Below are 25,435 nucleotides of genomic sequence, written 5' to 3' on the forward strand. Positions count from 1 at the left end.
AAATTTATTAAATATGAGTGGATTGAAGTTGAGGCTTACGACAATTGGAATAGCTTACTTAGCTATCTCAAAAAAGTGCTTGATAATTTTGGAAAAGACTATGTAATTAATTTTGTTTAGGCACTTAATGGTTATAAGGTTTGTTATTTTCATCTGTACAATGTACAGCAACCAGATCACCAATTTTTATGACTCGATCATTTTGATCATAGATATCATGTTCTCGATCTAAAAGTGTTATACAATTGGAAATATCTAATAACAAAAGTTGAGTTTCTTTAAAGGGTTCTTCTATCCATTTTTGATTTAAGTCAGGAACCAACTCTACTACTTTATCAAATTTTGCTTTTGCCCATTTTAAGTGCTTCACTAAAGCTAAATCAACACCTACATACAGACTGAAGCCTGATACTATAGAAACTAAGTCTCCCTTCGGAGACTAAATTGAACCCGCGTAGGCGGGTTTTGTCTGTATAGCTTAACCCTTAAGGGTTTGAGCCTATATTTTTTAATAGTTTTACATAGCAGGTTCGATAGAGCCTTTATTTTGTGTTTTTTTACGTTCCTGTTTATGTTTTTGTTCTAGCTCATCAATAAGAACTTTTGTAACAGGAGGAGCAACTGCTTCAATAATTTTTGATCCTAAACTAGCAACTTTAGCCATTGATTTTGAGTGATTTGTATGAGACATAGATTAATCCTATAATTTATTAAGTATTAGTCTATCTCAGTCAATCTACTTGACGTAAACTGCTGTAATTACAGGAAAAATTCTAAATTTTTTGGTTGCTTATCAGTGTAATTTCGTAAAATCATTCAACACTTTCTAATTTTGGGATAGGTTCTGAATTTTCTTCATATTCATAAATCAACATTCCTAATACTTTTAAATAATCTCGATTGAACAGGTATTTAATTGGTTAAAATTTAATCTCTAAATGATTAAAAGTTGAGAACTTTAAACCGAAAAACTCCCAACCTTCAACCCTTCAAGCTATTCCATGACTGCTGTTTCCCGAACAGGTAAACTATGGATAAACTGTCTGATGACTTCCGTTTTCGTCTTTCCATCCATGATGCAATACGCTTCAAGACGCAATAATTCCTTTTCAGGAAGACGGATGGTTAACACCTTATCAGACTTGGGTTTTGTTCTGGCCATTCTCTTTACATACTAACATTGTACTTTATTTGTCCTAACAGGATTATAGCAGGATTTTACAGGGTTTCAAGCCCCTTCACTGTATTTTGTTAGTACAATAACTTGACAAAGTATAAATTTTGTCCTATGATAGTAATAACGGCGCAAGAAAACTGCACTGTTTGTCGAATCGGAGATATGTATGAACACCTCTACCAAAACCTTAGAACACAACTATAGTGACGGTAGCGAACTTATTCCAGCAGAAGTCGCTGCAAGAGAGAAACGAGAAGGAAGTGAACCCCCAAATAATCCTGTTTCTCAAGCACAAAAAAAAGAGAGTTTAAATAACCCAACCACAACCAAAGGTTATACTGTCGATCAAGAAGGGTTGATCAATAATTATCCAGTCACACCGAAACTTCAAGGGTCAAAATATCCCACTCCTAAAGAGCAATATGCTTACATGATCTTAGGAGGATTAGCTACTGCATTTGTGATTGGTTTAATCTTCATTGCTATCAGCGTTAGCTAGATTATAAACCGGAAAAACAACATTTTTGAACATTGTAATTAAGAGGTATATCCATGTCTACTCAAGCACCCATGAACACTCAAAATCTCAACAAAGAAACCTACGAAAAGAAAGTTAAAGCGCAACTGGATAAGCTAAATGCACAAATAGATGAACTGAAAGCAAAAGCACAACAAGCTAAAGCTGATACTGAGATTGAATATCACAGTCAAATTGAAGAATTATCAGCCCAACGAGATGCTGTTTATCAGAAATTTGAGGAACTTCAAAAAGCAGGGGAAGATGCTTGGATGGAGATTCAAACTGGATTTGAAAGTGCCTGGAATAATCTACAATCCTCTTTTGAAAATGCCGCTAAAAAGTTTAAATAGGAACTTTTAAACTGAATAGTCTGTCATTTACATTAGGACAGAACTGTCAAGAACTAATTTAAGAAAGCCGTCTGGTTTTTATGGCGTGATTTCAAGGTGGAGGAACCCCTCCACCTTGCCTTTTAGACAGTCTTCTCAGAATACTTAATCTCATAGTTTGTGGAGATAGATGAATCAAATTTTAGAAACAGTCACTAATAGTATTAACGATCTAATTAGTAGTAGTATTAAAGGAATACCTGCTGTAATTTTTGCGATTATCATTCTTGTGTTAACTCGCTTTGCTGCTGACTTTATTGCACAACTAGCTGATAAAATTGGCAAACAAGTAATTAAAAGCCATTCATTACAACTTTTGTTCACCAAAACAAGCTATATTCTTGCTTGGGTAACGGGATGTCTTTTAGCTGGTGTTGCTGCTTTTCCAGGGTTAAGATTAGGGGATGTTATTGCAACTTTAGGGTTAAGTTCAGTTGCCATTGGTTTTGCATTTCAAGACATTTTCAAGAACTTTTTAGCGGGAATTCTTCTATTATTGCAAGAACCTTTTCGTATCAATGATCAAATTATTGTTGGTGAATATGAAGGTACTGTTGAGTCGATTAATATTCGGACAACTCAAATTCGTACCTATCAGGGCGAACGGGTTTTATTGCCTAATTCTACAGTTTTTACCAATGCAGTACAAGTCCGAACAGCATTTAATTTTCGGCGCACAGATTTAGGAGTTGGTGTTGACTATAATACTTCTTTACCTCAAGCAAAAGCTATTTTACTCAAAACAATTTATGATGTCAATGGAGTCTTAGAAAACCCAGAACCAGAGGTGGATTTAGTCAATTTTGGGGATAGTTCCATTGATTTAGTCTTGCGCTATTGGACAGCACCTTTTCAAGCAGATGTTCGACGTATTCAAAGTCAAGTGATTATGGCGATCAAACAATCATTTGATCGTGCAAATATCAATATTCCCTATCCCATTCGGACAGTTTATCATTACGATCAACAAGGGTTTAATGATTATCTTCCTAATGATTCCAAAGAATATGCTAATCGTTCTTAATTAAACTCACCTTAAGGAATTAACCGTAGAGATGTTGTAGATAACGTCTCTACCTAACTTTCTGAGAATTATTTTGAAAAATAATGACAATTTGTTGATAACAAACTAACCAAAAATAAAGCGCATAATTAATACCAAAAAATAATTTAGGAATTCCTTCTGTTAAAAGAGAGTGAAAAGAAAGTCTAGCAGAAATTGAATCAATTAACACAGCCAAAAACAACAGAAAAACACCAAAAATAATCATACCATAGGGAGTGGCTTTAAAGTTGTTCCAGAACATTAAAACATAGGCTAATAAAATCACCCCATAAACTTGAATTGTGGACATTTTAGATACATTGAAATAAAGTAAAATAATATGAATACGGTAAATTTCATTGAGTAAAAATCCTCCCGTGAAAATAGCTGAACCTAACAAAAAAAAGTTACTTTTATTTTTAGGTTCAATTCGTCTTAATAAAGTAAAAGTAAACCCACAAACCACAGGAGGAATACTACAGAGAATTTGAAAAGTATGGGTTAATAGTCCCCCGGTTGGATAGGGAGGGGTTGCTGGAGGAATAAATAAACCATCAATCGATGGTTCAAAGTGTTTTGCATACAAGATTATCAACAGCATTAATATTAAACTTAAAATGTTACATAGAATAAAAATATGAGGGATTTTCTTTAGTAGGGTAAATTTCATCAAAGTATTGTCAACTTAACTCATCTCCTTCATAATAGACAATAGCAGTGTTTAAAGTTTTAGAAAAATGGCAAAAGCAATTTGGAACGGTGTTATCTTAGCAGAAAGTGATCAAGGTGAAATTGTAGAGGGAAATTATTATTTTCCCCCTGAGTCCATTAATCAAACCTATTTTAAATCCAGCGAAACTCATACCACTTGTTCCTGGAAAGGAGTCGCCAGTTATTACACCATTGAAGTCAATGGACAAGAAAATAAAGATGCCGCCTGGTATTATCCCGATCCTAAAGAAAAAGCCAAAAATATTCAAGGATATGTTGCTTTTTGGCGAGGGGTTAAAGTTGATAAGTAAAACCTTTATTTTTCAGAAATTGTTATAATTTCTAACTAAAAAAGGCAATAGGTTAAGCATTAATTCTATTGCCTAAAAATGAATTAAGGGTCAAAGATCATCCTTGATAAGTCATAGCTGTCCAAATTGTCCAACTATCCATTAATAATAAAAATAGCGTAACCACTAACAAAATTAAATACATCCAAGGTTGAGATAGAGGACGAATATCAGTGGTATCAATTCCTGTTTTTTCTGTGACAATTTTAACTAAAGAAGAAAATCCAGCCACTCGCATCGGCAATAAATAAGCTTTATCTGAAGTTTCGCTAATAAAATAATAAACTAATCCCCCTTGTCCAGTCGTCCGTAATTTTAAGTCCTTAATCTCTTGCCAATTTAATGACCATCCCTGACGAAAAAAAGAGGGAAACCAAACAGGATAAGTCACTTTGATTTGGGTTTCATCAACTACAACCCGTTCACTTAATGCCCCAATTAACAGCAATAAACCCAGAATAATACCTGCCCATAAAATCAAAGGAGAAACCGGAGCATCTGTCACTTTAGCTAAGAAAGGAAGGGGAATAGTGAGGGCAACATAGAGACTAATTAAAGTAACTTGAATCAAGGGAGAAATACGAAAACTCGAACGGATTAAAGTCATAGGTTTTCAATTCTTAACAGTTAGACAACGTTTTGCAACAGTTTATTATCTTTAAGGTTTGTCCTGATTGGTTTGTGTTATACCAGAATTAATGGAGATGAACAACGGAGGGTATAATCAATGTTTTTACAACATAAACCCAGTGGTGATATCATCGAAGTCCTTAACATCGATCATCTTTATGATCCTTGTCAAAGGACAATTTTAGGACGGTTTCACTGTGGAGAAGAAATGCAAGATCCCGAACCTTTCGGAAAATCAGAGTTAACATTTCCTTCTGGTGAACCCCTTCCCCATTGTTGGGTTGAACCCGATTATCGCTTACAAGCTGCTTAAAAAAACAACCATCTTATCTAGATTTTGTCAAGTAAGAACTTGAATGTTTGTTGATTAAAAATATTAGGGGTGAGGAAGTTAAGAACTCCTATAGTATAACAACCTTACCCCTATTTTTATGGAGATTCTTGAGTTTATTTCAAGTTTAAAAACTTATCCAAAGCAGCAACCATTTGCGGTGGCCAGCGACGAATATTTTTAACCCAATCTAAATCTTGATAACGGTTATCCATACCCATCGCTGCTACCCAATGACTTTCCGCTTCTCCCTGTTGTCCCATATCCCACAACACCGCAGTTAAAGCGGCCCGCATATCAGGAAACATCGGATACTTGCGAACCAAATTCCGCATTTCGGTGATCGCTTCTCCGGTTTTCCCTAACTGATAAGAAGTAAGGGCCGCATTAGCACGAGCAAAGGCAAAATTTGGGGCAATTTCTGCCGCTTTTTGATAATCAATTAACGCTTGTGTCCAATCTCCCTGGCCAGCTTCCGCATTACCCCGATTATTGTAGGCCATGGGATCATCGGGATTAAGTTCTAAAACCCGATTATAATCCGCGATCGCCGCTAAATATTGTCCCTGGCCCTCCAAAGCTGTCCCTCGATTAAGATAAGGATCTGGTGCATCTGGGGCCAATTCAATCGAATGGTTAAAATCGGCGATCGCCTCCTCTAACTTATTTTGACTGACACGAGCATTCCCCCGATTACTCCAGACTGCCGGATTACTGGGAAACTGGTCTACTAATTGAGTCCAATAGGTTTCAGCTTGGGCAAAATCTCCTTTTTCCGTGGCTTCTATGGCTTTTTTAGCGATTTCTTCCCCCTGTTGTAACTGTTCCTCCGTAATGGGGGGAATCGTCGCTTCTTGGGCAAATCCTGCGGGGATAGCTGCCGTCCAAATTCCTAAAATAGTCAGTAAAGTTAAAATCCAACCCATCATTCCCATCTTCATCCCTAATATTTTTTTACTTATTATGACCTTAAACCTAAGATTTGGTTTTCACAGATTGAGGCTGATTTAACCCATTTAAAAACATTGGCACAAACTTTTCAACAAAGTCCTGGGGATTGCGGTTCCAAGCTCGTTGTGCTGCCTGTAGACGGGTTTTTTGCAATTGAGGATCAAGTAAGGTTTGGGGAAGATATTGCATTAAATATTGCGGTCTTTCCCATAGCGGTAAGGTGTTGGCAATGTCTACAAGATGGTTTAATCGACGTAATTCGGCCCCGGCCATAATATCCATTCCCGCTTCATAGGCCGCTTGTTCAATGGCAGTATATTTACGTTTCGCTTGCTCAACTTTTTGTTGAGTTTCTGAACTTTTCTGGGCAATTTTCTTTAACCAACGATTTCCCCAACGGACATGGCCCGCTTCTTCAGGGAAAATCTTTTCTAAGGTTTCTCGAATCTTGATATTTTCTTCCGTTTGGGGGGCTTCTTTCAAGGCATGAATATGGGCAGAAAAATATTCACAACCCCGTTTTTCTGTCACATTAATGGCAGCTAAAGCAGCAATAATGGCTTCTTCCCTCTGATTTTCATTAACGTAGGAATCTTGGTCTAATAAGCGTTCAAATTCATCAATATAAGACATTCCAGGAGGCGTACCAATATCCGCCCCCAAGTCTACTAATAAGTCGGTTAACCACATGGCATGGCGGGACTCATCGCAAACATGACGGGACAACTCTTGGACTAAATCTTTGGGTTGACCATTGAGTTTTTCAATAACATCGGTAAGGTCTTTACAGCTACGTTGTTCATTATAACGATAGCGGTTGAGGGTAATCAGATGAATTTCACGATCACTGACGACTCTTTTTAAGATATCGCGGGCGTTCATCCCATTGTAGAGTTTGTGAGGATAGGAAACTGTCATGACTCAATTAAGTATTGATTTTTGTTAACCAATCAATATTTTAACGAGATTTCTAAAATAGATGGGGGCAAAAAATATTCTGCCCCCATCATCATGCTAATCCTATTGCTTAATCAGATGAGCTTCTAAGAACCATAATCGTTTGTCAATATCACGGGAAATCTCTGTATAAAGATCAGCCGTATCAGCATCCCCTAATTCATCAGTTTTAGCAATGGCTTCACGAAGATGGGCCCCATAGGTAGCATAACGATCAGCTAAGGCGGTGATATGTTGGACACCATCCACGATATCATAGGGATATTCGGCAATTAAGGACTCAGATGCCGCAATTCTTGCAGTTCCCATCGCTGTCCCTCCCAAGGCAGTAATTCTTTCCGCTACCATATCCACATAGCCTTCTAATTCACCGGCCAGGGTATCAAAAAGCTCATGTAATTGGTAAAAATCGAGTCCTTTGACATTCCAATGGGCTTGTTTAGCTTGGGTTTTGAGATCCAAACTGGTAGCTAGGGTTTGACTAAGGATAGCAATAATTTCTTGACGTACATCCGCAGCAATATCGATACGAGTGGGGTATAAACGGTCTTTTGCTTGGGGTTTCGTGACTTGTGCTGTTGCCATGATTATGTCTCCTTTGCGTTAATCTTTCTACTCCACTCCCCCTACAGGCTGATTTTATCCGTGAGGGCAAACCCTTGGGTTCTTAAGTGGAAGTCATTATGAGTTTAATTAAGCTTAGTGTAGTCATAATGAGTATGACTTGTCAAGCATAAACTCTAAAACTCTTGTGTAGGATGGGTTAGGTGGGGATATCTTAGGCAACTAATAAGTTAATTGATTATCCACCGTAACCCACCAATCTAAAGATTTGCTTGATCAAAAAATTAGTCTATTGGCTCATCATCAACAGTAATATTATAAAGATATTTTGCTCTCCTTGCATTGAGGGGGCTTTCTTTGGCCTGTTTTGTCCAAAATATTTTATATTAATGAGGACGAATACCCCCAAATAGAGCAATTTCAAAAATCTTCATAAAACAGTCAACTTCAACAAATCCAATTTCTCTTAACCACTGACATTGAGTTTCCACCAAAGTTAAAATATTAGCTGATTTATCAGGACGATTATAATATTCTGCCTCAATTTCTTGAGGAGAATTTTGTGAACCTTGTTGTTGATGGAAAGCATAAAGAGAATCAACGAAAAGATCATTAAACGCTTTTTCCCCTAAAGGAGAAACTGAAGAAACGTGTTCTAAATTCAAAAATAATCCCCCTGGTTTCAGGAGTTGATAGATTTCTTCATAAATTTCTCTTTTACGATTATCTGGTAGATGATGAATGGCAAAACCTGAAACAATGACATCAAATTTAACTGTTTTATCAATCAAATTAATCCAATCTTTTTGTCCAAAATCAGCTATGATAAAAGTTGATTCTTGTTGCTCACTCAAATTATTTTTTGCTGCTTTAATCATGGGTTCTGAGAGATCTAAAAAGCAGCCTTTTGCTTGAGGAAAATCTGAATAGATAGCTTTCCCTAAAATACCATTACCACAACCTAAATCAAGAAACTTATCAACCTGAGATTGAGTTAAATTAATTAATCTTAGTATTATTTCAATTTGTTCTGCTGCCAACGGAATTGCGCCTCTAACTCCTTCCAAAAAGCTTTTAGAGAGTTCCGCTTTTTCCCACACCTTATAAGTTTCTTGTTGCGACATAATTCCTCAAGATAATCAACTTATTGACATCATATCAAATAAGTAGCTATCTGGGTTAATTAAAGCCAATTAAGGACTACAAAATTCTTTGGGTTGAATACCTAAACTTAAAATTAAATCATCCCCATTATTTAACTTGTATTCATGAAAACCTGGCTCTGTAAAAAGAATGCTGTTTCCCGGCTGATCTCTCTTTTTATTCTTACCGAAAAAACTAATTTGAATTAAACAGCCTCCAGAAGCAGTCCAATTTTCATAGTCATATTTAGAATTATAAGGCACTAAGTTTGTCTCATTTTTGATAAAGCATTCTGTTCCGACTGGAACATTATTATTGCCTACATCTGGAGGAAAATAACCTTTCTCTAGCCTAACTCCTTCTAATTCCCTTTTTAAACATCCCATGTGAATTTTTGCTTCGCCATAATGAAACTTATCCACTATTGCCACATAAGCAGGGATTGAAATAGATGATAAGATGCCAATAATAATGACGGTAATGAGTAATTCAAGCAAAGTAAATCCTTGTTGAAACTTATTATCAAGTCTCAAGAAATAAGCAAGAGATAATCGATTAAGTGGGAACATAAATTTAAACCTATTTATGCTTTAGTGTTGATTAAAACCAACTATGATCATTTCTAATCAAGTAAAAAAAAAGATCTCTTTTAAAGAATACCCAAATTAAGGTCAAATCATATCAATAACCCCTAAAAATCATCCCTCCTTAGCTAAAGCCGAGAAAATAACACCGACGAAGCAAAATTGAACCCAGTTAGTTAGAGTTTAGGAATGGGAACCAAAGATCCTGTAAACTGAGAGAAATAATACAAAGCAATTGGTTGGTTAAGGCAGTTAGACATGGTTATGACAAGCGAAAACCGTGTGGCGCAATCAGAAGCATCCAGTTTCGACCTCGCGTCCTATCTCGATGAAAAAAAACAGTTAGTTGAAGCAGCACTCGACGCATCTCTTCCCATTAGTCGTCCCGAAAAAATCTATGAGGCCATGCGTTATTCTCTCTTAGCCGGTGGTAAAAGGCTTCGTCCTATTCTTTGTCTAACCACCTGTGATCTCATGGGGGGAACAACTGAGATGGCACTTCCTACGGCCTGTGCTTTGGAAATGATTCACACCATGTCTTTAATTCATGATGATCTCCCCGCCATGGATAATGATGATTATCGACGGGGAAAATTGACGAATCACAAAGTTTATGGGGAAGATATCGCTATTTTGGCCGGAGATGGCCTATTATCCTACGCCTTTGAACACGTTGCCACCCAAACCCGTAATGTAGATTTGCCTAACCTGGTTGACGTAATTGCTCGTTTAGGGCGTACCGTCGGGGCCGCTGGGTTAGTGGGGGGTCAAGTCTTAGATCTCGAATCTGAAGGGAAATCAGATGTTACAGTTGAGACATTAAAATCAATTCATATTCATAAAACCGGAGCTTTATTAGAGACTTCTGTGGTGTCTGGAGCAATTTTAGCAGGTGCTTCTGCTGATGATGTCCAACGGTTATCCCAGTACGCCCAGAATATCGGTTTGGCTTTTCAAATTGTGGATGATATTTTAGATGTCACGGCAACCTTAGAAGAGCTTGGTAAAACCGCAGGGAAAGATGAACGGGCGCAAAAAGCCACCTATCCTAGTATTTGGGGCATCGAAGAATCTCAAAAACAAGCCCAAACCCTAGTTGATGAAGCGATCGCTCAATTGACTCCTTATGGGGATAAAGCAGCCCCCTTAGCGGCGATCGCCCACTTTATTGTTACCCGCAAAAACTAAATTTTTCCCTCACCATATATTATGCAGGATGTTGAAACAATTCTTCAAAACAAAATACTCTTAGCTTCCTTAATCGCTTGTTTTTCGGCTCAGGGGTTAAAAGTGATTATTGAATTGATTCGTCATCGAAAAATCAATTTTCGCTTTTTCATGAGTACAGGGGGAATGCCTAGCTCCCACTCAGCTTTAGTGGGTGCCTTAGCTACAGGTGTCGGCCTTACCAAAGGTTGGGAAAGTGCGGAATTTGCGATCGCCTCTTTATTTGCCGTCATTGTCATGTACGATGCGGCAGGAGTCCGTCAAGCAGCCGGGAAACAAGCACGTATTCTGAACCAATTACTCGATGAGTTTCTTCACGACGCTCATCATCTTAATGCGGAAGAACGGTTAAAAGAGTTGCTGGGACATACGCCTTTTCAAGTTTTGGTTGGCTTAGCTTGGGGAATAGGGATTTCTGTCTTAGCCTTCCCCGTGTTGTAAAATCTGGACAAGCCTACCCAGCAAGCCTTCAGCTTTTCTGTGATATGTATCACTGCACTGTGTTGTTACTTGCGTTTACAAAGGAAAAGTAACTGACTAGCCCAATTGAAATTTGGACTGACAAATCGACCAATTAGGGTCATCGAATTTTGATATTTCATCATATTTGTTTGCCCGGATCTGATCGACAGGCAAAAAACTTTGCTAACGTATGAGTAAACACACTAATATTTTCACCTACCAGGAACAAACGTACCAGACTTTTCTCAACCATCAAACGTTGCGAAAGGATAATCTAGGGACACTTTCGATGAGAATTCATTACAATAGCTGAAGATTCAACCAGTGCTGAGGAGAATTACCCGGTGGCAATAGCGACCAGGTATGGCTTGTTTACTCATTACGATCCTTAGCTGAAGTCAGTTAACTCTCATGAGAGGTTTTTCCGCCCATAAGGTAGCTGAATTCACTCAAAGACTAACTAATCCGTGACATTCCCCAATGACGTGAATTAACATTAGTCAACTTCCCCATTGTCGTTAGACACTTTTCTATCATTATGAACTCAAATGGCTTCCCATCTCTAACCTCTGGTAACATACCCAAAAATTTATGGAATCTTTTGCCATTAAATCAAAAACCGTTCCCGATTTTTTGTAATCGAGGCTACAATCGGATAGGTCTTTAATTTTCTTGACCTGGGACGATGGAGTGACGGCGATTATAGCAAGGATGACACATGATTATTCTGATGATAATTCTCCCAAACAAAAGAAGCCCAAACATTGATCCCCTTCAAGAAAATTAAGTTTATCCTAAAAGTAATCGAGTTAGACTCACTGACTTAACTCAACTAATAATTCACCCTATCTTCTAGTTTTGCACTGAAGGAGCAAGAGGAAAACGGCATGACGCAGGCTAATGACCTACTAACCCTGAATGAGCCTCAGATGGATGTAGCGTTCTTTATTGATGAAGACATAGATGACGTAACTGATGACGTACTCGATGAGGCAATGACTGAACCGGAAGGAAAAAAAACCCGAAAGATCAGTGCTTCTCGTCGTCGAGATCCTAGTAAGAAAAAGCCTTACACTGAGGATTCAATTCGGGTCTATCTGCAAGAAATAGGTCGTATTCGACTCTTGCGCGCTGAAGAAGAAATTGAACTGGCCCGGAAAATCGCCGATTTACTGAAGTTAGAGCGCATCAGGGAAGCTCTCTGGGAGGAACTGGACAAGGAGCCAACGGAGACAGAATGGGGCAAACGAATCTTTCAGTGGGAAACCTCTGAGGAAATGCTCCGCGCTCAGTCGTCAAAAGAGCCTAAATGGTCTGAAATTACCGCTAGTCTCAAAAAACCAGAGATTCTCGCTGATTTGGAGAAATCCTGGAACTTAGCCTTGAAGTCTTATCTGCCTAAGTTTAAGCGTCGTCTTTATTTGGGCCGCAAAGCTAAGGATAAGATGGTTCATTCTAACCTTCGTTTGGTGGTTTCTATCGCCAAAAAATACATGAATCGAGGTCTGTCTTTCCAGGATTTAATTCAAGAGGGTTCTCTCGGATTAATTCGGGCAGCAGAAAAATTCGATCATGAAAAGGGTTATAAGTTCTCAACTTATGCCACTTGGTGGATTCGTCAGGCAATTACCAGGGCGATCGCTGATCAGTCTCGGACAATTCGTCTTCCGGTTCATCTTTACGAGACTATTTCCCGCATTAAGAAAACGACAAAGATTCTTTCTCAGGAAATGCGTCGTAAACCCACGGAGGAAGAGATTGCTACCCGCATGGAAATGACCATCGAAAAGTTACGGTTCATCGCTAAATCGGCTCAATTACCTATCTCGTTAGAAACCCCCATCGGGAAAGAAGAAGATTCCCGTTTGGGGGATTTTATTGAAGCGGATGGAGAAACCCCAGAAGATGAAGTCTCTAAAAATCTCCTACGGGAAGACCTAGAGAATGTGCTGGACACTTTGAGTCCGAGGGAACGGGATGTCTTACGGTTACGCTATGGCTTAGATGATGGACGGATGAAAACCCTAGAGGAAATCGGGCAGATTTTCAATGTTACCCGTGAGCGTATTCGGCAAATTGAAGCCAAAGCTCTCCGAAAATTACGTCATCCCAATCGTAATAGTATTCTCAAGGAATATATTCGGTAACAGCTTGAGTAAAGGTTTTTCTGAACTTTGTTTTCAGCGTTAATGACTCCGATCAGCTTTTATGGTTGATCGGATTTAAGTTTAGATTTTTACATAAAATAAAGTTATATATTAATGCTCTTGTATTTTGAAATTTCAATCATTTCCCGTAGACTGCTCTTGACAAGTAATGAAAATCTTTAGCAATAGCTAACGAAGTTACGCCTTTATGGTATGATGTTTAATAGTTAAAAATCTACGGCCAGTGTGTCTTGTCCTGAATATATTCCTTACAAGTATCATTATTTCGTTGAATAGTCTTAAAATTTTCTGTTTTGATTCCTCGTTAAGTTATTTTTTACTGGTTTATTTGAGCAAATGTACTAAATAATGTTTTAGCATAAATACTTGTGGATTGACAAATCAGCCCGATTGTGCATAGAAGAGAATCAAGAATTATTAATACGAGTAGTGCTGATGCGTAAGTCCTGTTTAAGACAAAAAACTGGATTTCTGCAAAGAAACCCAGTAATAGCAATGAGATTGACAAAAATGGGAATATTTCGTTACAGAATTCCCCAAAAATGGAGTACCCCTTGACCTGTTACTAATTCCACAATTAAAGCAGAGACAAAGCCAATCATGGCCAGGCGACCATTCCAGTTTTCAGCGTAGCCTGTAAAGCCGAATTTTCCTTCGTTTTGGTTGTTGCTTTTCATGATGGATAGCAAAATAGGTGATGTTATGTAAAATATTGTAAACAAATATTAAGTATTTAGCAACATTTCAGGGAATTAGCCTAAATAAAATTCTCGTTAAGACAGCAAAATATATCAAAGATTGACAACTACCTTGTACAATCGAGAATAAGTCTTAAAAAAATATAAAAACTTTTCAGATACATGGCTTCCAACAATTTAGGCCCCCAAAATCTTCAACTACTACTCTCTATACTTTTACCAAGAGGGTGTCGTCTCTCAGTGGTTTCAGATACCACTTATCGCATTAACTGCCCTGATTACGAAATTGCTCATATTGTTTGGGAAAATCGGGTAAATTGCGTTTATCCCCTGTTAGGGGAAGGAGAGGTGCTTGAGGTGGTTGCGTCTGATTATTATGCCAGAAGTTATCCGAAACCCTCTTAACTAGAACTATTGATATCACCCTAAGAATCGCAATCTAGAGACTTTAAGATAAGTTTTGTAAACTTATCTGGCACTTTTGCGATAAGCCTTTAGAATCTGAAACAACAGATCCGAAAATTAACGGAAACTTGCTCAGAATTCTAGCGATAAAGATATCAATGATGACGCAGCCCTTTATCCTCTCGCCCCGCTATCGCCTTGATGATTCCTCACCCTGGTTAGAAGGGGTTGATCCTTCTCGACGCTATTGGTTAGCTGTTAATGGCAATCAACGATTACAAGTGGTTATTCCTGGTTTATGGGTGTCATCCGTCCAGGAATTAAAAGAAGTGATTCTACATTTCCGTTCTCTTCAACCGCAAGAAAAAATGGTTATCCAGCGTATGGTTGGCGGCTTTACTATTCAATGTATTAGTAGCAATTGTTATGCTATTCAGGGAAGAGTTAACGGCGCGTTGGTTTGGCATCTTTTTGATAAGGAAGCCATGGAAACCTTACTGATGACTGCTCATCCTGATTGGATTCCTTCAGCAAAAGATCTAGAATTGGGACGTAAGCTTTTAGAGGCTGCTTTTAGGCAACCTGCTTATGCTATTTAACGTTGCAAACCAGCTAATTCACTTAAAGAAGCTAAGAGCTTAACTTCAACGGAAATAATTTCTTGAACAGGGTTAAGAACAAATGTCCAGGCCACATTAACGCCGAATAGGGGGGTTTGTACCTTTCCTGTAATTCTAGCTTGGATGTGTTCCTTTTCTATGGTTTCGACCTTACCTTGACGGGGGTGGAGTTTCATCCCCTTGGCTTCTGTTTGTAAATAAATTGCGATCGCGTCTTGTCCCACCAGAGGAGACTCAAAAGGAGGATGTAAAACACCTTCAGCAGCAAATAATCTAGCTGTTTGGTTATATTCTCCTGAGTTTAGTGTCTGAAAATAACGTTCAATTACGGGTTCAGTGATGCCTTCTATTTGAGTTTGTTCAAGTACAGTCATATTTACATTTAATAGGTCTAGGACTAAAAGAAAGAGCAGGAAGTTCTGCTCTTTCACGGTTAGGAGATTAGGGAAAATAGATATAAACGATTACGCCAGGGGATCAACTCCCATATCAACCACGGCGTTGCGTAAGACAGTAATTTGTTGATTAAAATCTAGGCTTTGAATCGCTACTAACGCAGCATTTGCTTCTTGGGTCAACTGATAGTAGGGAGGGACAGGAATGACAACACCAGATTCCATAAGTTCAGCTAGTTGATACCAGAAAGCTAATTTGGTATTGTTGGTGAGGGTTCCATAAGCACGGGTGATGGGGGTGCTTACTTTATTAGCCAAATCCCGCATAAACTTCAGTTGCTCGTCTTGGGACATTTGTTTGACTTGGTTGAGAATCCCTTCAGCAAATTGTAAACGGGCTGCACCAGTAGCGGCAGGGGTGATAGAACGTCCAATTTCTGTGTAGGCAACCCAGAGCAAACCGAGTTTGTCGTCGGTGCTGAGACGTTGAAATCTTGCTGTTACAGAGGTAACGTCAACAGCTTGGTTGTTTAGAATTGTAGCTGGATTGGTTGCTGTGTAAGCCATGATTCCTCTTGGAGTCTATTGACACTGTATCTACTAGGAGAGTAGCTTTTAGTCTTTGCTTTATCTCCTTCACTCCCATTATGTAACATTTTTTTACAAACTGCAAATAAGTATTACAAATGCTTGACATATTTTTTTTTCTATGTATTGAGCAATACCTATAATATCTCCCTTTTTTAACGATCGCCGATAATCTCCACCAATCTTGTGCCTAAAGTTCCTAACAGTCCATAAATAATCATGGCAGCAATGGTGTTAAATTCAATGATGTTGCCACTCACTGCGGGTTCTCCGAACAGGTTGTTAAAGGGGTAAATAAAGGGATTTGACCAACCATAAATAACTTGAGCAAATAAATTGTCTGGGTTGGCTCCAGCAAGCTTTAAAATGAAACGGAGAGCCAATAAACTTTCTAGGGCTGCCACCAAGAAAAACATTCCTCGAAGCAAGCGATTGATCATGACCGTACGACGGACATTGTTGATACGACGTTCTTCTTGTCGTAATCTTAATTCTTCTTCTTGTAATTGAATTTCTTGTTGACGTTCGATGTGATCTTCAGAATGGGTTGTTGAATCATTGTGAGGATTTTCATTCATGAGTATTTCCTCCTGAATAAATTCAGGTTGTCCTTTTGACTTCAATTTTACTCACAAATATCCAGAAAACAATTCTGTTAAATTTCTTAAAATTCCACCCCATTCACCCGATGAATATTCAAAATATCGCTCATATTTCTGATGTTATTAATTAAACATTCTAGTTGTTGGCGATCGCGGATATCAATGCGTAAATTAATCATCGCGGGTTTATTGCGACTGGTTCTGACCCCAGCATTTCGCACATTGACATGGTGATCGCTCACCCGTGACAGAATATCCTTGAGGACACCCACCCGATCAATGGCTTCAATTGAAATATCTACGGGATAAGTGGGTAGACACCCTTTGTCATCAGTGATGTTCCAACGGACAGGGATTAAGCGTTCCCCCGGTACACTTTCAACATTAGAACAGCCTTGAGCATGAATAGAAATGCCTCGGGCCCCTCGCGTCACCACCCCCATAATCGGTTCACCAGGCAAGGGATGACAACAACCTGCAATATGATAGACCAATCCTTCCACACCGACAATCGGGGACTTATTAGGTTTGGTAGGGCATAGAGGGGAAGGGGAGGCTGTGGGTAAGGTAATGGCGGAAACATCCCCTTGTTGTGCCTTAACGGTGGCTTCTCGAACACGGTTGACCACTTGGTTAAGGGTAATCTCTCCATAGCCTAGGGCCGCCAGTAAATCTTCGACAGCTTGATAATTACAGCGTTCCGCCACCGCTTGCATGGGGTCAGATTTCAGTAGGGCATCTAAGCCACTTTTCCCTAATTCTTTTTCTAACATTTCCCGACCACGGGAGACATTTTCTTCTCGACGCGATCGCTTATACCATTGACGAATACGGTTGCGGGCCGTGGGGGTGACAACAAAGTTTAACCAGTCTAAACTAGGATGGGAATTTTTCTGGGTGATAATTTCGACAATATCCCCATTATGCAAAGGTTTATCTAAAACTGACCATTTTCCATTGATCCGCGCCCCTTTCATGTGGTTTCCCACTTCAGTATGAATGCGATAGGCAAAATCTACTGCTGTGGCCCCTCTGGATAAAGAAACAACATCACCATTGGGGGTAAAGACATAAACATCATCGTCAAAGAGATTATCTTTGAGATTGTCAACGTATTCTTGAGCATCTTTAAGATCCTTTTGCCATTCTAAAAGTTGCCGTAACCAAGTAAATTTTTCATCTTCTTGGGATAGGATCTGATCAGAGCCGCCAGTTTCTTTGTACTTCCAATGGGCCGCGATTCCATATTCAGCAATATGGTGCATTTCTATGGTGCGGATTTGGATTTCTAGGGGACGACCATTTAACCCCACTACAGTTGTATGTAGGGACTGATAGCGGTTGGGTTTAGGCAGTCCGATATAATCCTTAAATCGGCCAGGAATGGGTCGAAATGCGTCATGAACAATGGCTAAGGCCCGATAACATTCTTCGTTGCTTTCGACAATGATTCGTAAGGCAGCGATATCATAAATTTCATGAAAGCCTTTATGCTGCCTCTGCATTTTATAATAAATGCCGTAGAGGTGTTTGGGTCGTCCCTGTAATTCTATGACGTGGATGCCAATTTCTTGGAGTCGTTGCTGTAAAATGCTTTTGACGGTTTCGATACGGGTTTCTCGATCTGCCCGTTTTTCAGAGACATGATTCTGAACTTCTCGATAAGCGTCAGCTTCTAAATATTTAAAGGATAAATCTTCTAATTCCCATTTTAATCGCCAAATTCCGAGACGGTTGGCTAAGGGGGCGAAAATTTCTCTGGTTTCTAGAGCAATACGTTTTTGTTTATCTGGGTTTAGGGCCTCTAAGGTTCGCATATTATGGAGGCGATCAGCTAACTTTACCACAATCACCCGAATATCTTGGGCCATGGCCAAAAACATTCGCCGAAAATTTTCGGCCTGTTGTTCGGTTTTACTCGAAAAGTTAAATTTTGATAACTTTGTGACTCCCTCAACCAAGAGTCGAACTTCTTGGCCAAATCTCTCTTCTATTTCTTCTACGGTGACTTCTGTGTCTTCAACCACATCATGCAGGAATCCTGCTGCGATCATGGCTTTATCACCCCCTAAGTCCCTCAGTATACCAGCGACTGACACAGGATGAGCAATGTAAGGTTCCCCTGACTTGCGATACTGTCCTTCATGGAGTTGATAGGCAAAATTAAAGGCGCGGCAGATTAAACCAAGATCCTGGCTACTTTGATTCGTTTGATACTCTATCAAACATTGGCTTAACCAGTCAGGAAGGATCAGTTCAACGGGTTTGGAATCAGGTTTGGGATCAGGAAGAGTAACTGCGTTCATAGAAGTAATGACTTAAGCAAGGGATAGATTGAGATAACGATGATTAGTGAGTTAAAACGCGAATTATTCTCTGATGGGAAACTCAGGGGGCAAAGGATGAGTTTTACTGCCGCTTAAGTTCTATTTTTACCATCAGCACTGTCTTTGGGCTGAAAAGTGAGGCTATATTTTAATAATTTCAGTTTAAGAACAGATTCAGATTAGTTAAAGTCGCTCAAAAAGTTTAATATTAGTTTACAAATTTTAGCGCAATATGGTGTTTAATGTTACCGAAATTTTCTCACCAATCCTATACCAACCTAGGGGAAGCTTTATTAAACCTCCAGGAACAAGTCAGGGCCAAGGATTTAGAAATTGATGGCCTTAGGACAAGGTTTGAGCAGGTACAGCAGGTGTTTGAACAAGAGATCATGGGGGTGACTTTGGAAGATTTAGATTCTAGCGCGATCGCTTTACAACAGTCTGCCAAAACGGAAATTCACCGAATGTTAAGACTTTTGGGAACTGATCTCTTATTTTTACAGTCTTCTCGTCAAGCAGGGACGACACAACAACGGTTACAAAAGATCAGCGATCGCCTTGAACAGTTAATTAGTTACTGTCAAGGATTAGTAGAGATAACTTTATAACCTGTGGGTAGGGGGAAATCTTGAATTTTCCTTAAATTGTATTTTTGGTTTCGTTGCTCTCAGTGAAACCCGCTATCATACATGAAACGCTAATTTGCAGTGCCACTATGAATATTTATATGTCAAGTCAAATCCGCTTTATCGCTGCACTGACGACTGTTTCCTGTGGGTTGAGTATGGGGGTAATGTTTCCAGCTATGGCTAAATCTCTGAGACAATATGAAAACATCAATCAGAAGCAGTTCAATGAGTGCATCAAACCCCCCGATTCCAACGGATCTAATCAAGGTTGGGCTGAATATTATGGGGAAAATGATGGTACTATTGAACTTAAAGTGAGAAATCAACCGATGATCTCTGATGGTACGGTAGCAGCGACACTTTCCTATAAATTTGAGCCATCACAAAAGATGTTAGTGTTAGAAATTGAGAAAAAAACTAAGTTTGCTTTTGGACTTATTCAAGCATCTGATGATCAAATTTGGGAAGGGTTTGATGGCTTAGTGGAACAATGTCGAAATCATAGTTAATTTAAAGATTTCCCTTTTTTATTCATCTAAGAGATTAAAACCCCTTATTTAAAGTTTTGGTACAAACGATCAACCCCTTTCTCTCTGCTCCCTACTCCCTGCTCTCCCGCAGTCTAAACTAGCCATTTAGATGCTTAACAGCTTAGCTTATTGCTCAGATGAAAGCATCTAATCTTCTTTTTCTTCCTCCGTTAAAGTTCCCGTACCATGACAGAATACACAGGTTTCTTCTCGTTGAATTTCTGCACTACAATCTCGAATAGAAATATAGCCTTTTCCTTCACAATGATGGCAAACTGGTTTAGTTTTCATGATTTAATTGTGAGTCACTATTTTTAGATTATGAGTCTATCCATGCTTTCATTTTACCAGGATTCATTAACCCATAGGGATCAACTTCTTTTTTGAAGTTTAATTGCTCAAAATCAATAACTTTTCGGCCTCCATCTTCTAAAATATAAGTATGGGGGTTAGCAATTCCTGCCCCATTTTCTTCATGATAACGAATAATTTCATTAAGTCTTTCTTCTGTCGTAAATCTGACTAATTGTAACCCGGCGGGAATCACTTTACCATTAAGTTTAATAAACTCTAAATGAATCATTACTTCATCCCCAAACTCTTGATAAAAATGCTCAACCCTATCTAACGTAAAGTAAAAAGTTTGTAAATAAGTTAAGGTGTTATCAATACTCCGAGCATGAAGAGTGGTATGATTCCAAGTAAACTCTAATAAACTGGTTCCTTTACTCGCTTCTTGGGCAGTTTTTAGATAAGTTACTTCTCCCTTATATTCATAAACTAAATCATGAAATGCTTCTAAATCATATTCAGATACCATCAATAAAGCACCATGTTTATCTAAAGGTAAATAATCCTGTAATGGGTGAAAATAACGACAAATTGGGGACGAATGAATACTGATTAATTTCTTCACAATGCCATCACTATCCCCTAACCCTTGACCAAACCTAGCAGCTTGCATAAAATCATCAAAAACTACAATAATTTCTGCCCAAGGATAAGCAGGGGCCAAAGGTATTTCTAATTGAATAATAATGCCATTTGTACCATAAGCATGATTGACTTTTTGTACTTCATCTCCCCGTAATTCAATAATACAGGGTTCATCTTCTAAGGTAACAACTCTTAGAGCCTGGAGATTACCGCGATCGCGTAATTGTCCATAAGTAATTGATCCCATACCCACACTTCCCCCCCCAATAAAGCCCCCTATCGTAGCGATACGGTAGGTAGAAGGGGCCATGCGTAGTTCCCACCCCATTTGCCTTGCTTGCTGATCAAAGGCTGCCATTTTGACCCCAGGTTCGACACAAGCGACTCCCTTTTCTATCCAGTGAATTTGGTTCATTTTGGTCGTATCCAAAATGATTCCGCCTTCCAGGGGAATACATTGACCATAATTTCCCGTTCCGGCCCCTCGAACAGTGAGAGGAACTTTGTATTTAAGGCAAGTTTGGGCAATTTCGATAATTTCTGCTTCTGTTGTGGGACGAATCACTAACTTTCCCCGTTTATCCTGGAGTTTTTGTTGGAGGATGGGGCTAAAATGGTAATAGTCTAGGGAAAGTTTGGTGAGTTGAATTGGATCGGTGATAATCTCAAGATGAGAGAGTTCCGTCGTAATTTTGTCCCAGGGAAATGTCAGAGTCGCCATAAAAATAATTGAGTTAGGTTGAAAAATTTATTCGTGAATTTATTGTTATAGTAGAATTTGGAATATGATAACTATTGTTGCCTAAAAAGTCCATGTCTGATCCTGCTTTAAAACGTATCACCCAACGATTAACTTCTGCTTTAGATAGAGATCGTTTGGTGTATGAAACAACCCATGATTTAAGAAATACCCTCAAAGTAGATCGGGTTGTTTTATATTATTTTTATCGTCATTGGACGGGACAAGTTACCTATGAAGCATTACAGTCAAAACAATTTTCAATTTTAGGATCGACGGGGCCAGATGATTGCTTTAATGGAGATTATGCGAGTTGGTATGAACAGGGTAGAATTAGAGCGATAGATGATATTGAAATCGAACCTATTACCCCTTGTCATCGAGAGTTTTTACAACGGTTACAAGTGCGTGCTAATTTAGTCGTTCCTGTGCTTAATAATTTGGGGCTATGGGGTCTATTAATTGCCCATAATTGCCAGGATACTAAACATTGGCAACCTGCTGATCTTGATGTTATGAAAGCCGCTTCTCTTGCCCTGGCAAATTCTCCCTCTATTGCTAATACTAATTAATTATTAACGTCCAAGATCGTGCATTTGATTGATAATCATGGCACATTTTTCCGTCACACTTTCTAAGTCTTTGCGTTTACTAGATTGGGGGGGATTAATGACTTCCCCAATACGGATTGTAATAGGTACAGGACGAGGCCAAGAAGACCCTTTTTGTAGGATTTTTTCTGTTCCCCATAAAGAGACGGGAAGTAAGGGAACTTGCGCTTTAGCAGCAATCATGGCCGCCCCTAATTTGGGGTCATTAATTCGCCCGTCTACGGTGCGGGTTCCTTCCATAAAAATCCCCACTAACCACCCATCTTTGAGGGCTGCGATCGCTGAACGAATGGCCCCGCGATCTCCTGCTCCTCTTTTGACGGGATATGCCCCATATAAGCGAATTCCCTCCTTTAAGATGGGAATTTCAAATAATTCTTCTTTGGCCATAAAAGCCACAGGACGACCCATACCAGAACCTAGAAGGGGCGGATCAAAATAACTGGCATGATTGCTCACCACCACTAAAGGGTGTTTCATGGGGACATTTTCTCTCCCATACACCCGTCCACGAAAGTAACTATAAAAGGTTGGGACAATGATTGAGCCTTTGAATAGGTAATATAGAAATAAGCTGGAAATGGGTTCTCTTTCCCGAAATTCGCTATTTTCCATCTGTTTGCTTACTGTTTGGATAGGGTGACATTTAAGACAGTATACCCCTAACATATCTTCCACTTTCTCATTCTAGCACAAAAAATACTACAGTTTTTCAAGTCCCATTCTCTCGTTATTTATTGAGAATTATTCTGACAAATTTTGCCCTAAAGCACCAAAACTACCCGGTTTTTTGGTATAGTTTGATACTTTTTTGCCCATGAGAAGCTAAAATTTTATAGATTAAAAATACAAAAGTGTTACAAGGTTTGATATAGATATAATTAATCTGTAGGGTGGGCAATGCCCACCCTACCTTATCATTTAAGATCGGGAAAGGCTTCTTTTACTGCGGGATGAATTAACACCCCATCTTTGACATTTAACCCTTTAGCTAAACTAGCATCTTTATCTAAGGCCCCTAACCCCTCATTAGCCAATTTCAACACATAGGGTAAGGTACTATTATTCAAAGCTTGAGTTGCAGTCCAAGGAACGGCCCCTGGCATATTAGGAACCCCAAAATGCACAACCCCTTCCTCGACATAAGTAGGTTTACTATGGGACGTGGTGCGTAGGGTTTCGATACATCCCCCTTGGTCTACCGCCACATCTACAATAACCGAACCAGGGTGCATTTTAGCCACTAATTCCCTAGAAACCAGAATAGGGGCCCGTCTTCCCGTCACTAAGACTGCACCTATCAATAAATCTGCCTTAGGAACCGCCTTTTCGATGGCAGAAGCGTTACTATAGAGCAATTCTACCCGTGAGCCAAAAATCGTCTCTAAATAGGCTAAACGCTCCACACTGATGTCAAATATTTGGACTTGCGCCCCCATTCCCACTGCAATACGGGCTGCTTCTGTACCTACCACACCACCCCCTAAAATGGTCACACGCCCCGCAGAAACCCCAGGAATGCCCCCTAAAAGGACTCCACGACCTCCTTGTTGTTTTTCCAAATATCGCGCCCCAAACTGCACAGATAAGCGTCCTGCAATGATACTCATGGGGGTTAGTAGGGGAAGTCTTCCGTCTGGTAGTTCGACGGTTTCGTAGGCAATAGCTGTTATTTTTGATGATAATAATGCTTCTGTTAGCTGTCTTTCTGCTGCTAAATGAAGATAGGTAAAGAGTAATTTGGTGGTTTTGAGGTAAGGATATTCTGGGGAAAGGGGTTCTTTTACTTTCACCACTAAATCTTTCATCCATACTTCTGCTGCGGTGGTAACGAGTTTGGCCCCTGCTTGATGATAATCTTCATCTGTAAACCCGGCCCCCACTCCTGCACCTGTTTCGATAAAAACTTGATGTCCGCGATCGCATAATACTCTAACACTATTGGGACTTAACCCAACCCGAAATTCTTGATCTTTAATCTCTTTAGGGACACCAATTTCCATAAAACTCCTCAACACTTATTCTTATTTATACTGTAGCTTACACAAACTTTTCGAGAATTTCTAGGGTCTGTTTTCCCGTCTGTTCCCACCTAAATTTTTTAGCCTGTTGTAACCCTAGGGTTTTTAACTGCGATCGCAACTCATCATCTCTAGCAATTTTTTCCATACTTGCTGTTATTTCTTCTACATTATAAGGGTCAATTAATAAGGCTGCTTCTCCTGCGACTTCAGGTAAGGAAGAAATATTAGAAGTAATAACAGGAGTACCACAACCCATTGCTTCTAAAACAGGAAAACCAAACCCTTCCCATAAAGAAGGAAACACTAAAGCTAATGCTTGATTTAATAATATAGCTAACTGTTCATATTCTACATAATCAAGGATTTTTACTCGTTTTTCAAGGCCTAATTCTTGTGCTTGTTGTATTAATTTAGGAGTATAACGTTTATCCGTTGGGCCAGCTAACCAAAGTTGATAATTTTGGTTATTTTTTAGTTTGGCAAAAGCTTCAACAATGCGGTTAACATTTTTATGGGGGTCATGACGACCTAAATAAAGAAAATAGGGAATAGTTACAGCATCTTTTTTTCTATCTAAAGGTTTAAAGTGTTGTTGATCATAAGCAAGTAGAATAGGCGTAATTTTATTGGTAGATATTTTAAACATATCATGAATATCTTTTGCTGTTGCTTGAGAATTACAGATAATATGTTCAGCTTGTTTAAGAACTTGAGGAATATAATATTTAAAATAAGGAGTTAAGGGAGATTTTTTGTTAGGAAAGCGCAAAGGAATTAAATCATGAACCATTACAACTGAACGACATTTGCTATATAAAGGAGCTTCAGGGACAGGAGAAAATAACAGAGACGCTTGCAGTTTTGTATAAAGTTTAGGTAAGCTAAACTGTGTCCAAATTAAGCGGCTTAAATGACCTTTAGTTCCTTGCTCTGGAGTTAAATTATTCGGTACTAAATAGGTATTAAAATCTTGATATTGTTGAGAAGCTAATAAAGTCGGTTGTAAAGACTTTAAATAAGGAAAAACATTGTTAGCATAAACAGTTATACCTGTCGGTTTTGATAACAGTAAGGAAAGATTAATCAATAATTTTGAATCTTGGTTCATTCTCTTAGACAATA

33 protein-coding genes and 1 pseudogene are annotated in these 25,435 nt (G+C 39.0%); 14 read left to right on the plus strand and 20 right to left on the minus strand.

The features are described 5' to 3' along the window. Positions 1–120, plus strand: a pseudogene (locus VB715_RS15320) (IS630 family transposase); the annotation flags it as partial. A gap of 4 nt (positions 121–124) precedes the next feature. On the opposite strand, the gene VB715_RS15325 reads toward VB715_RS15320, so the two are convergent. The 3 genes from VB715_RS15325 to VB715_RS15335 all read right to left on the minus strand — a co-directional run bounded on the left by VB715_RS15325 (position 125) and on the right by VB715_RS15335 (position 1,162). After that, on the minus strand, positions 125–370 hold the full coding sequence (locus VB715_RS15325) for a hypothetical protein (RefSeq protein WP_323302090.1): 246 nt from the start codon (positions 368–370) through the stop codon (positions 125–127). A gap of 147 nt (positions 371–517) precedes the next feature. Further along, entirely contained in the window at positions 518–664 is a 147-nt protein-coding gene (locus VB715_RS15330) for a hypothetical protein (RefSeq protein WP_323302091.1), read from the minus strand. A gap of 330 nt (positions 665–994) precedes the next feature. Then, entirely contained in the window at positions 995–1,162 is a 168-nt protein-coding gene (locus VB715_RS15335) for a ribbon-helix-helix protein, CopG family (protein WP_323302092.1), read from the minus strand. A 181-nt stretch (positions 1,163–1,343) separates the two neighbouring features. Between VB715_RS15335 and psb34 the strand changes: the two genes are divergently transcribed. From psb34 to VB715_RS15350, 3 genes are all read left to right on the plus strand, one after another. Beyond that, on the plus strand, positions 1,344–1,676 hold the full coding sequence (gene psb34 / locus VB715_RS15340; protein WP_323302093.1) for a photosystem II assembly protein Psb34: 333 nt from the start codon (positions 1,344–1,346) through the stop codon (positions 1,674–1,676). 53 nt (positions 1,677–1,729) lie between these two features. After that, positions 1,730–2,047 carry a hypothetical protein gene (locus tag VB715_RS15345; RefSeq protein WP_323302094.1) on the plus strand — a complete coding sequence of 106 codons (318 nt, stop codon included), beginning with the start codon at positions 1,730–1,732 and terminating at the stop codon, positions 2,045–2,047. 169 nt (positions 2,048–2,216) lie between these two features. Next, positions 2,217–3,110: a mechanosensitive ion channel family protein gene (locus tag VB715_RS15350; RefSeq protein WP_323302095.1), complete on the plus strand. Its 894-nt coding sequence runs from the start codon at positions 2,217–2,219 to the stop codon at positions 3,108–3,110. 49 nt (positions 3,111–3,159) lie between these two features. On the opposite strand, the gene VB715_RS15355 is transcribed toward VB715_RS15350, so the two are convergent. Further along, the gene (locus VB715_RS15355) at positions 3,160–3,732 is read right to left on the minus strand and encodes a hypothetical protein (protein ID WP_323302096.1); all 573 of its coding nucleotides are present in this window, start codon (positions 3,730–3,732) and stop codon (positions 3,160–3,162) included. A gap of 136 nt (positions 3,733–3,868) precedes the next feature. Here VB715_RS15355 and VB715_RS15360 point away from each other — a divergent pair, with 136 nt between their 5' ends. Next, positions 3,869–4,153 carry a DUF427 domain-containing protein gene (locus VB715_RS15360; protein ID WP_323302097.1) on the plus strand — a complete coding sequence of 95 codons (285 nt, stop codon included), beginning with the start codon at positions 3,869–3,871 and terminating at the stop codon, positions 4,151–4,153. A gap of 97 nt (positions 4,154–4,250) precedes the next feature. Here the strand turns inward: VB715_RS15360 and VB715_RS15365 are convergent, their stop codons facing one another. After that, positions 4,251–4,799, minus strand: coding sequence for a hypothetical protein (locus VB715_RS15365; RefSeq protein ID WP_323302098.1), 549 nt, complete (start codon positions 4,797–4,799; stop codon positions 4,251–4,253). Positions 4,800–4,919: 120 nt separating this feature from the next. Between VB715_RS15365 and VB715_RS15370 the strand changes: the two genes are divergently transcribed. After that, positions 4,920–5,135: an acetyltransferase gene (locus tag VB715_RS15370; RefSeq protein ID WP_323302099.1), complete on the plus strand. Its 216-nt coding sequence runs from the start codon at positions 4,920–4,922 to the stop codon at positions 5,133–5,135. A 134-nt stretch (positions 5,136–5,269) separates the two neighbouring features. Here the strand turns inward: VB715_RS15370 and VB715_RS15375 are convergent, their stop codons facing one another. The 5 genes from VB715_RS15375 to VB715_RS15395 form a co-directional block, all read right to left on the minus strand. After that, a complete protein-coding gene (locus tag VB715_RS15375; protein WP_323302100.1) occupies positions 5,270–6,082 on the minus strand; it encodes a tetratricopeptide repeat protein in 813 nt (270 codons plus the stop codon). A gap of 46 nt (positions 6,083–6,128) precedes the next feature. After that, positions 6,129–7,022: a ferritin-like domain-containing protein gene (locus tag VB715_RS15380; protein ID WP_323302101.1), complete on the minus strand. Its 894-nt coding sequence runs from the start codon at positions 7,020–7,022 to the stop codon at positions 6,129–6,131. A gap of 102 nt (positions 7,023–7,124) precedes the next feature. Next, complete coding sequence (gene dps, locus VB715_RS15385; RefSeq protein ID WP_323302102.1) at positions 7,125–7,646, minus strand: DNA starvation/stationary phase protection protein Dps; 522 nt, start codon at positions 7,644–7,646, stop codon at positions 7,125–7,127. Positions 7,647–8,011: 365 nt separating this feature from the next. Beyond that, entirely contained in the window at positions 8,012–8,749 is a 738-nt protein-coding gene (locus VB715_RS15390; protein ID WP_323302103.1) for a class I SAM-dependent methyltransferase, read from the minus strand. Between the two features lie 69 nt (positions 8,750–8,818). Further along, positions 8,819–9,337, minus strand: coding sequence for a type II secretion system protein (locus tag VB715_RS15395; protein ID WP_323302104.1), 519 nt, complete (start codon positions 9,335–9,337; stop codon positions 8,819–8,821). Positions 9,338–9,610: 273 nt separating this feature from the next. Between VB715_RS15395 and crtE the strand changes: the two genes are divergently transcribed. The 3 genes from crtE to rpoD all read left to right on the plus strand — a co-directional run bounded on the left by crtE (position 9,611) and on the right by rpoD (position 13,188). Then, positions 9,611–10,540 carry a geranylgeranyl diphosphate synthase CrtE gene (gene crtE, locus VB715_RS15400; protein ID WP_323292709.1) on the plus strand — a complete coding sequence of 310 codons (930 nt, stop codon included), beginning with the start codon at positions 9,611–9,613 and terminating at the stop codon, positions 10,538–10,540. 21 nt (positions 10,541–10,561) lie between these two features. Continuing rightward, positions 10,562–11,020 carry a divergent PAP2 family protein gene (locus VB715_RS15405; protein WP_323302105.1) on the plus strand — a complete coding sequence of 153 codons (459 nt, stop codon included), beginning with the start codon at positions 10,562–10,564 and terminating at the stop codon, positions 11,018–11,020. Positions 11,021–11,904: 884 nt separating this feature from the next. After that, a complete protein-coding gene (gene rpoD / locus VB715_RS15410; RefSeq protein ID WP_323302224.1) occupies positions 11,905–13,188 on the plus strand; it encodes an RNA polymerase sigma factor RpoD in 1,284 nt (427 codons plus the stop codon). 545 nt (positions 13,189–13,733) lie between these two features. Here the strand turns inward: rpoD and VB715_RS15415 are convergent. Further along, a complete protein-coding gene (locus VB715_RS15415; RefSeq protein ID WP_007308517.1) occupies positions 13,734–13,886 on the minus strand; it encodes a chlorophyll a/b-binding protein in 153 nt (50 codons plus the stop codon). 183 nt (positions 13,887–14,069) lie between these two features. Between VB715_RS15415 and VB715_RS15420 the strand changes: the two genes are divergently transcribed. Both VB715_RS15420 and VB715_RS15425 read left to right on the plus strand, forming a co-directional pair. Continuing rightward, complete coding sequence (locus tag VB715_RS15420; RefSeq protein ID WP_323302106.1) at positions 14,070–14,312, plus strand: hypothetical protein; 243 nt, start codon at positions 14,070–14,072, stop codon at positions 14,310–14,312. 158 nt (positions 14,313–14,470) lie between these two features. Continuing rightward, positions 14,471–14,911: a hypothetical protein gene (locus VB715_RS15425; protein ID WP_323302107.1), complete on the plus strand. Its 441-nt coding sequence runs from the start codon at positions 14,471–14,473 to the stop codon at positions 14,909–14,911. Here the strand turns inward: VB715_RS15425 and VB715_RS15430 are convergent. The 4 genes from VB715_RS15430 to VB715_RS15445 form a co-directional block, all read right to left on the minus strand. Beyond that, a complete protein-coding gene (locus VB715_RS15430; protein WP_323302108.1) occupies positions 14,908–15,306 on the minus strand; it encodes a ketosteroid isomerase family protein in 399 nt (132 codons plus the stop codon). The two genes, VB715_RS15425 and VB715_RS15430, sit on opposite strands and share 4 nt — an antisense overlap. 90 nt (positions 15,307–15,396) lie before the next feature. Further along, on the minus strand, positions 15,397–15,894 hold the full coding sequence (locus VB715_RS15435) for an orange carotenoid protein N-terminal domain-containing protein (protein WP_323302109.1): 498 nt from the start codon (positions 15,892–15,894) through the stop codon (positions 15,397–15,399). Between the two features lie 176 nt (positions 15,895–16,070). After that, positions 16,071–16,493, minus strand: coding sequence for a YggT family protein (locus VB715_RS15440; protein ID WP_323302110.1), 423 nt, complete (start codon positions 16,491–16,493; stop codon positions 16,071–16,073). An 86-nt stretch (positions 16,494–16,579) separates the two neighbouring features. After that, entirely contained in the window at positions 16,580–18,823 is a 2,244-nt protein-coding gene (locus tag VB715_RS15445; RefSeq protein WP_323302111.1) for a bifunctional (p)ppGpp synthetase/guanosine-3',5'-bis(diphosphate) 3'-pyrophosphohydrolase, read from the minus strand. A 263-nt stretch (positions 18,824–19,086) separates the two neighbouring features. Between VB715_RS15445 and patD the strand changes: the two genes are divergently transcribed. After that, the gene (gene patD, locus VB715_RS15450) at positions 19,087–19,452 is read left to right on the plus strand and encodes a heterocyst frequency control protein PatD (RefSeq protein WP_323302112.1); all 366 of its coding nucleotides are present in this window, start codon (positions 19,087–19,089) and stop codon (positions 19,450–19,452) included. A 107-nt stretch (positions 19,453–19,559) separates the two neighbouring features. Next, positions 19,560–19,982, plus strand: coding sequence for a hypothetical protein (locus VB715_RS15455; RefSeq protein ID WP_323302113.1), 423 nt, complete (start codon positions 19,560–19,562; stop codon positions 19,980–19,982). A gap of 168 nt (positions 19,983–20,150) precedes the next feature. On the opposite strand, the gene VB715_RS15460 is transcribed toward VB715_RS15455, so the two are convergent. Further along, positions 20,151–20,294 carry a hypothetical protein gene (locus tag VB715_RS15460; protein ID WP_323302114.1) on the minus strand — a complete coding sequence of 48 codons (144 nt, stop codon included), beginning with the start codon at positions 20,292–20,294 and terminating at the stop codon, positions 20,151–20,153. Between the two features lie 28 nt (positions 20,295–20,322). Beyond that, positions 20,323–21,651 (minus strand): FAD-binding oxidoreductase, encoded by a 1,329-nt coding sequence (locus VB715_RS15465; protein ID WP_416336946.1) that lies wholly within the window; start codon positions 21,649–21,651, stop codon positions 20,323–20,325. Positions 21,652–21,752: 101 nt separating this feature from the next. On the opposite strand from VB715_RS15465, the gene VB715_RS15470 reads away from it, so the two are divergent. Next, the gene (locus VB715_RS15470) at positions 21,753–22,250 is read left to right on the plus strand and encodes a GAF domain-containing protein (RefSeq protein WP_323302116.1); all 498 of its coding nucleotides are present in this window, start codon (positions 21,753–21,755) and stop codon (positions 22,248–22,250) included. Positions 22,251–22,253: 3 nt separating this feature from the next. On the opposite strand, the gene VB715_RS15475 is transcribed toward VB715_RS15470, so the two are convergent. The 3 genes from VB715_RS15475 to VB715_RS15485 form a co-directional block, all read right to left on the minus strand. After that, entirely contained in the window at positions 22,254–22,904 is a 651-nt protein-coding gene (locus tag VB715_RS15475; RefSeq protein ID WP_323302117.1) for a lysophospholipid acyltransferase family protein, read from the minus strand. 302 nt (positions 22,905–23,206) lie between these two features. Next, positions 23,207–24,292 (minus strand): alanine dehydrogenase, encoded by a 1,086-nt coding sequence (gene ald, locus VB715_RS15480; protein WP_323302118.1) that lies wholly within the window; start codon positions 24,290–24,292, stop codon positions 23,207–23,209. Between the two features lie 37 nt (positions 24,293–24,329). Next, complete coding sequence (locus tag VB715_RS15485) at positions 24,330–25,421, minus strand: glycosyltransferase family 1 protein (protein ID WP_323302119.1); 1,092 nt, start codon at positions 25,419–25,421, stop codon at positions 24,330–24,332. Between the last annotated feature and the right edge of the window lie 14 nt (positions 25,422–25,435).

This window comes from Crocosphaera sp. UHCC 0190 (genome assembly GCF_034932065.1).
Classification (GTDB): Bacteria; Cyanobacteriota; Cyanobacteriia; order Cyanobacteriales; family Microcystaceae; genus UHCC-0190.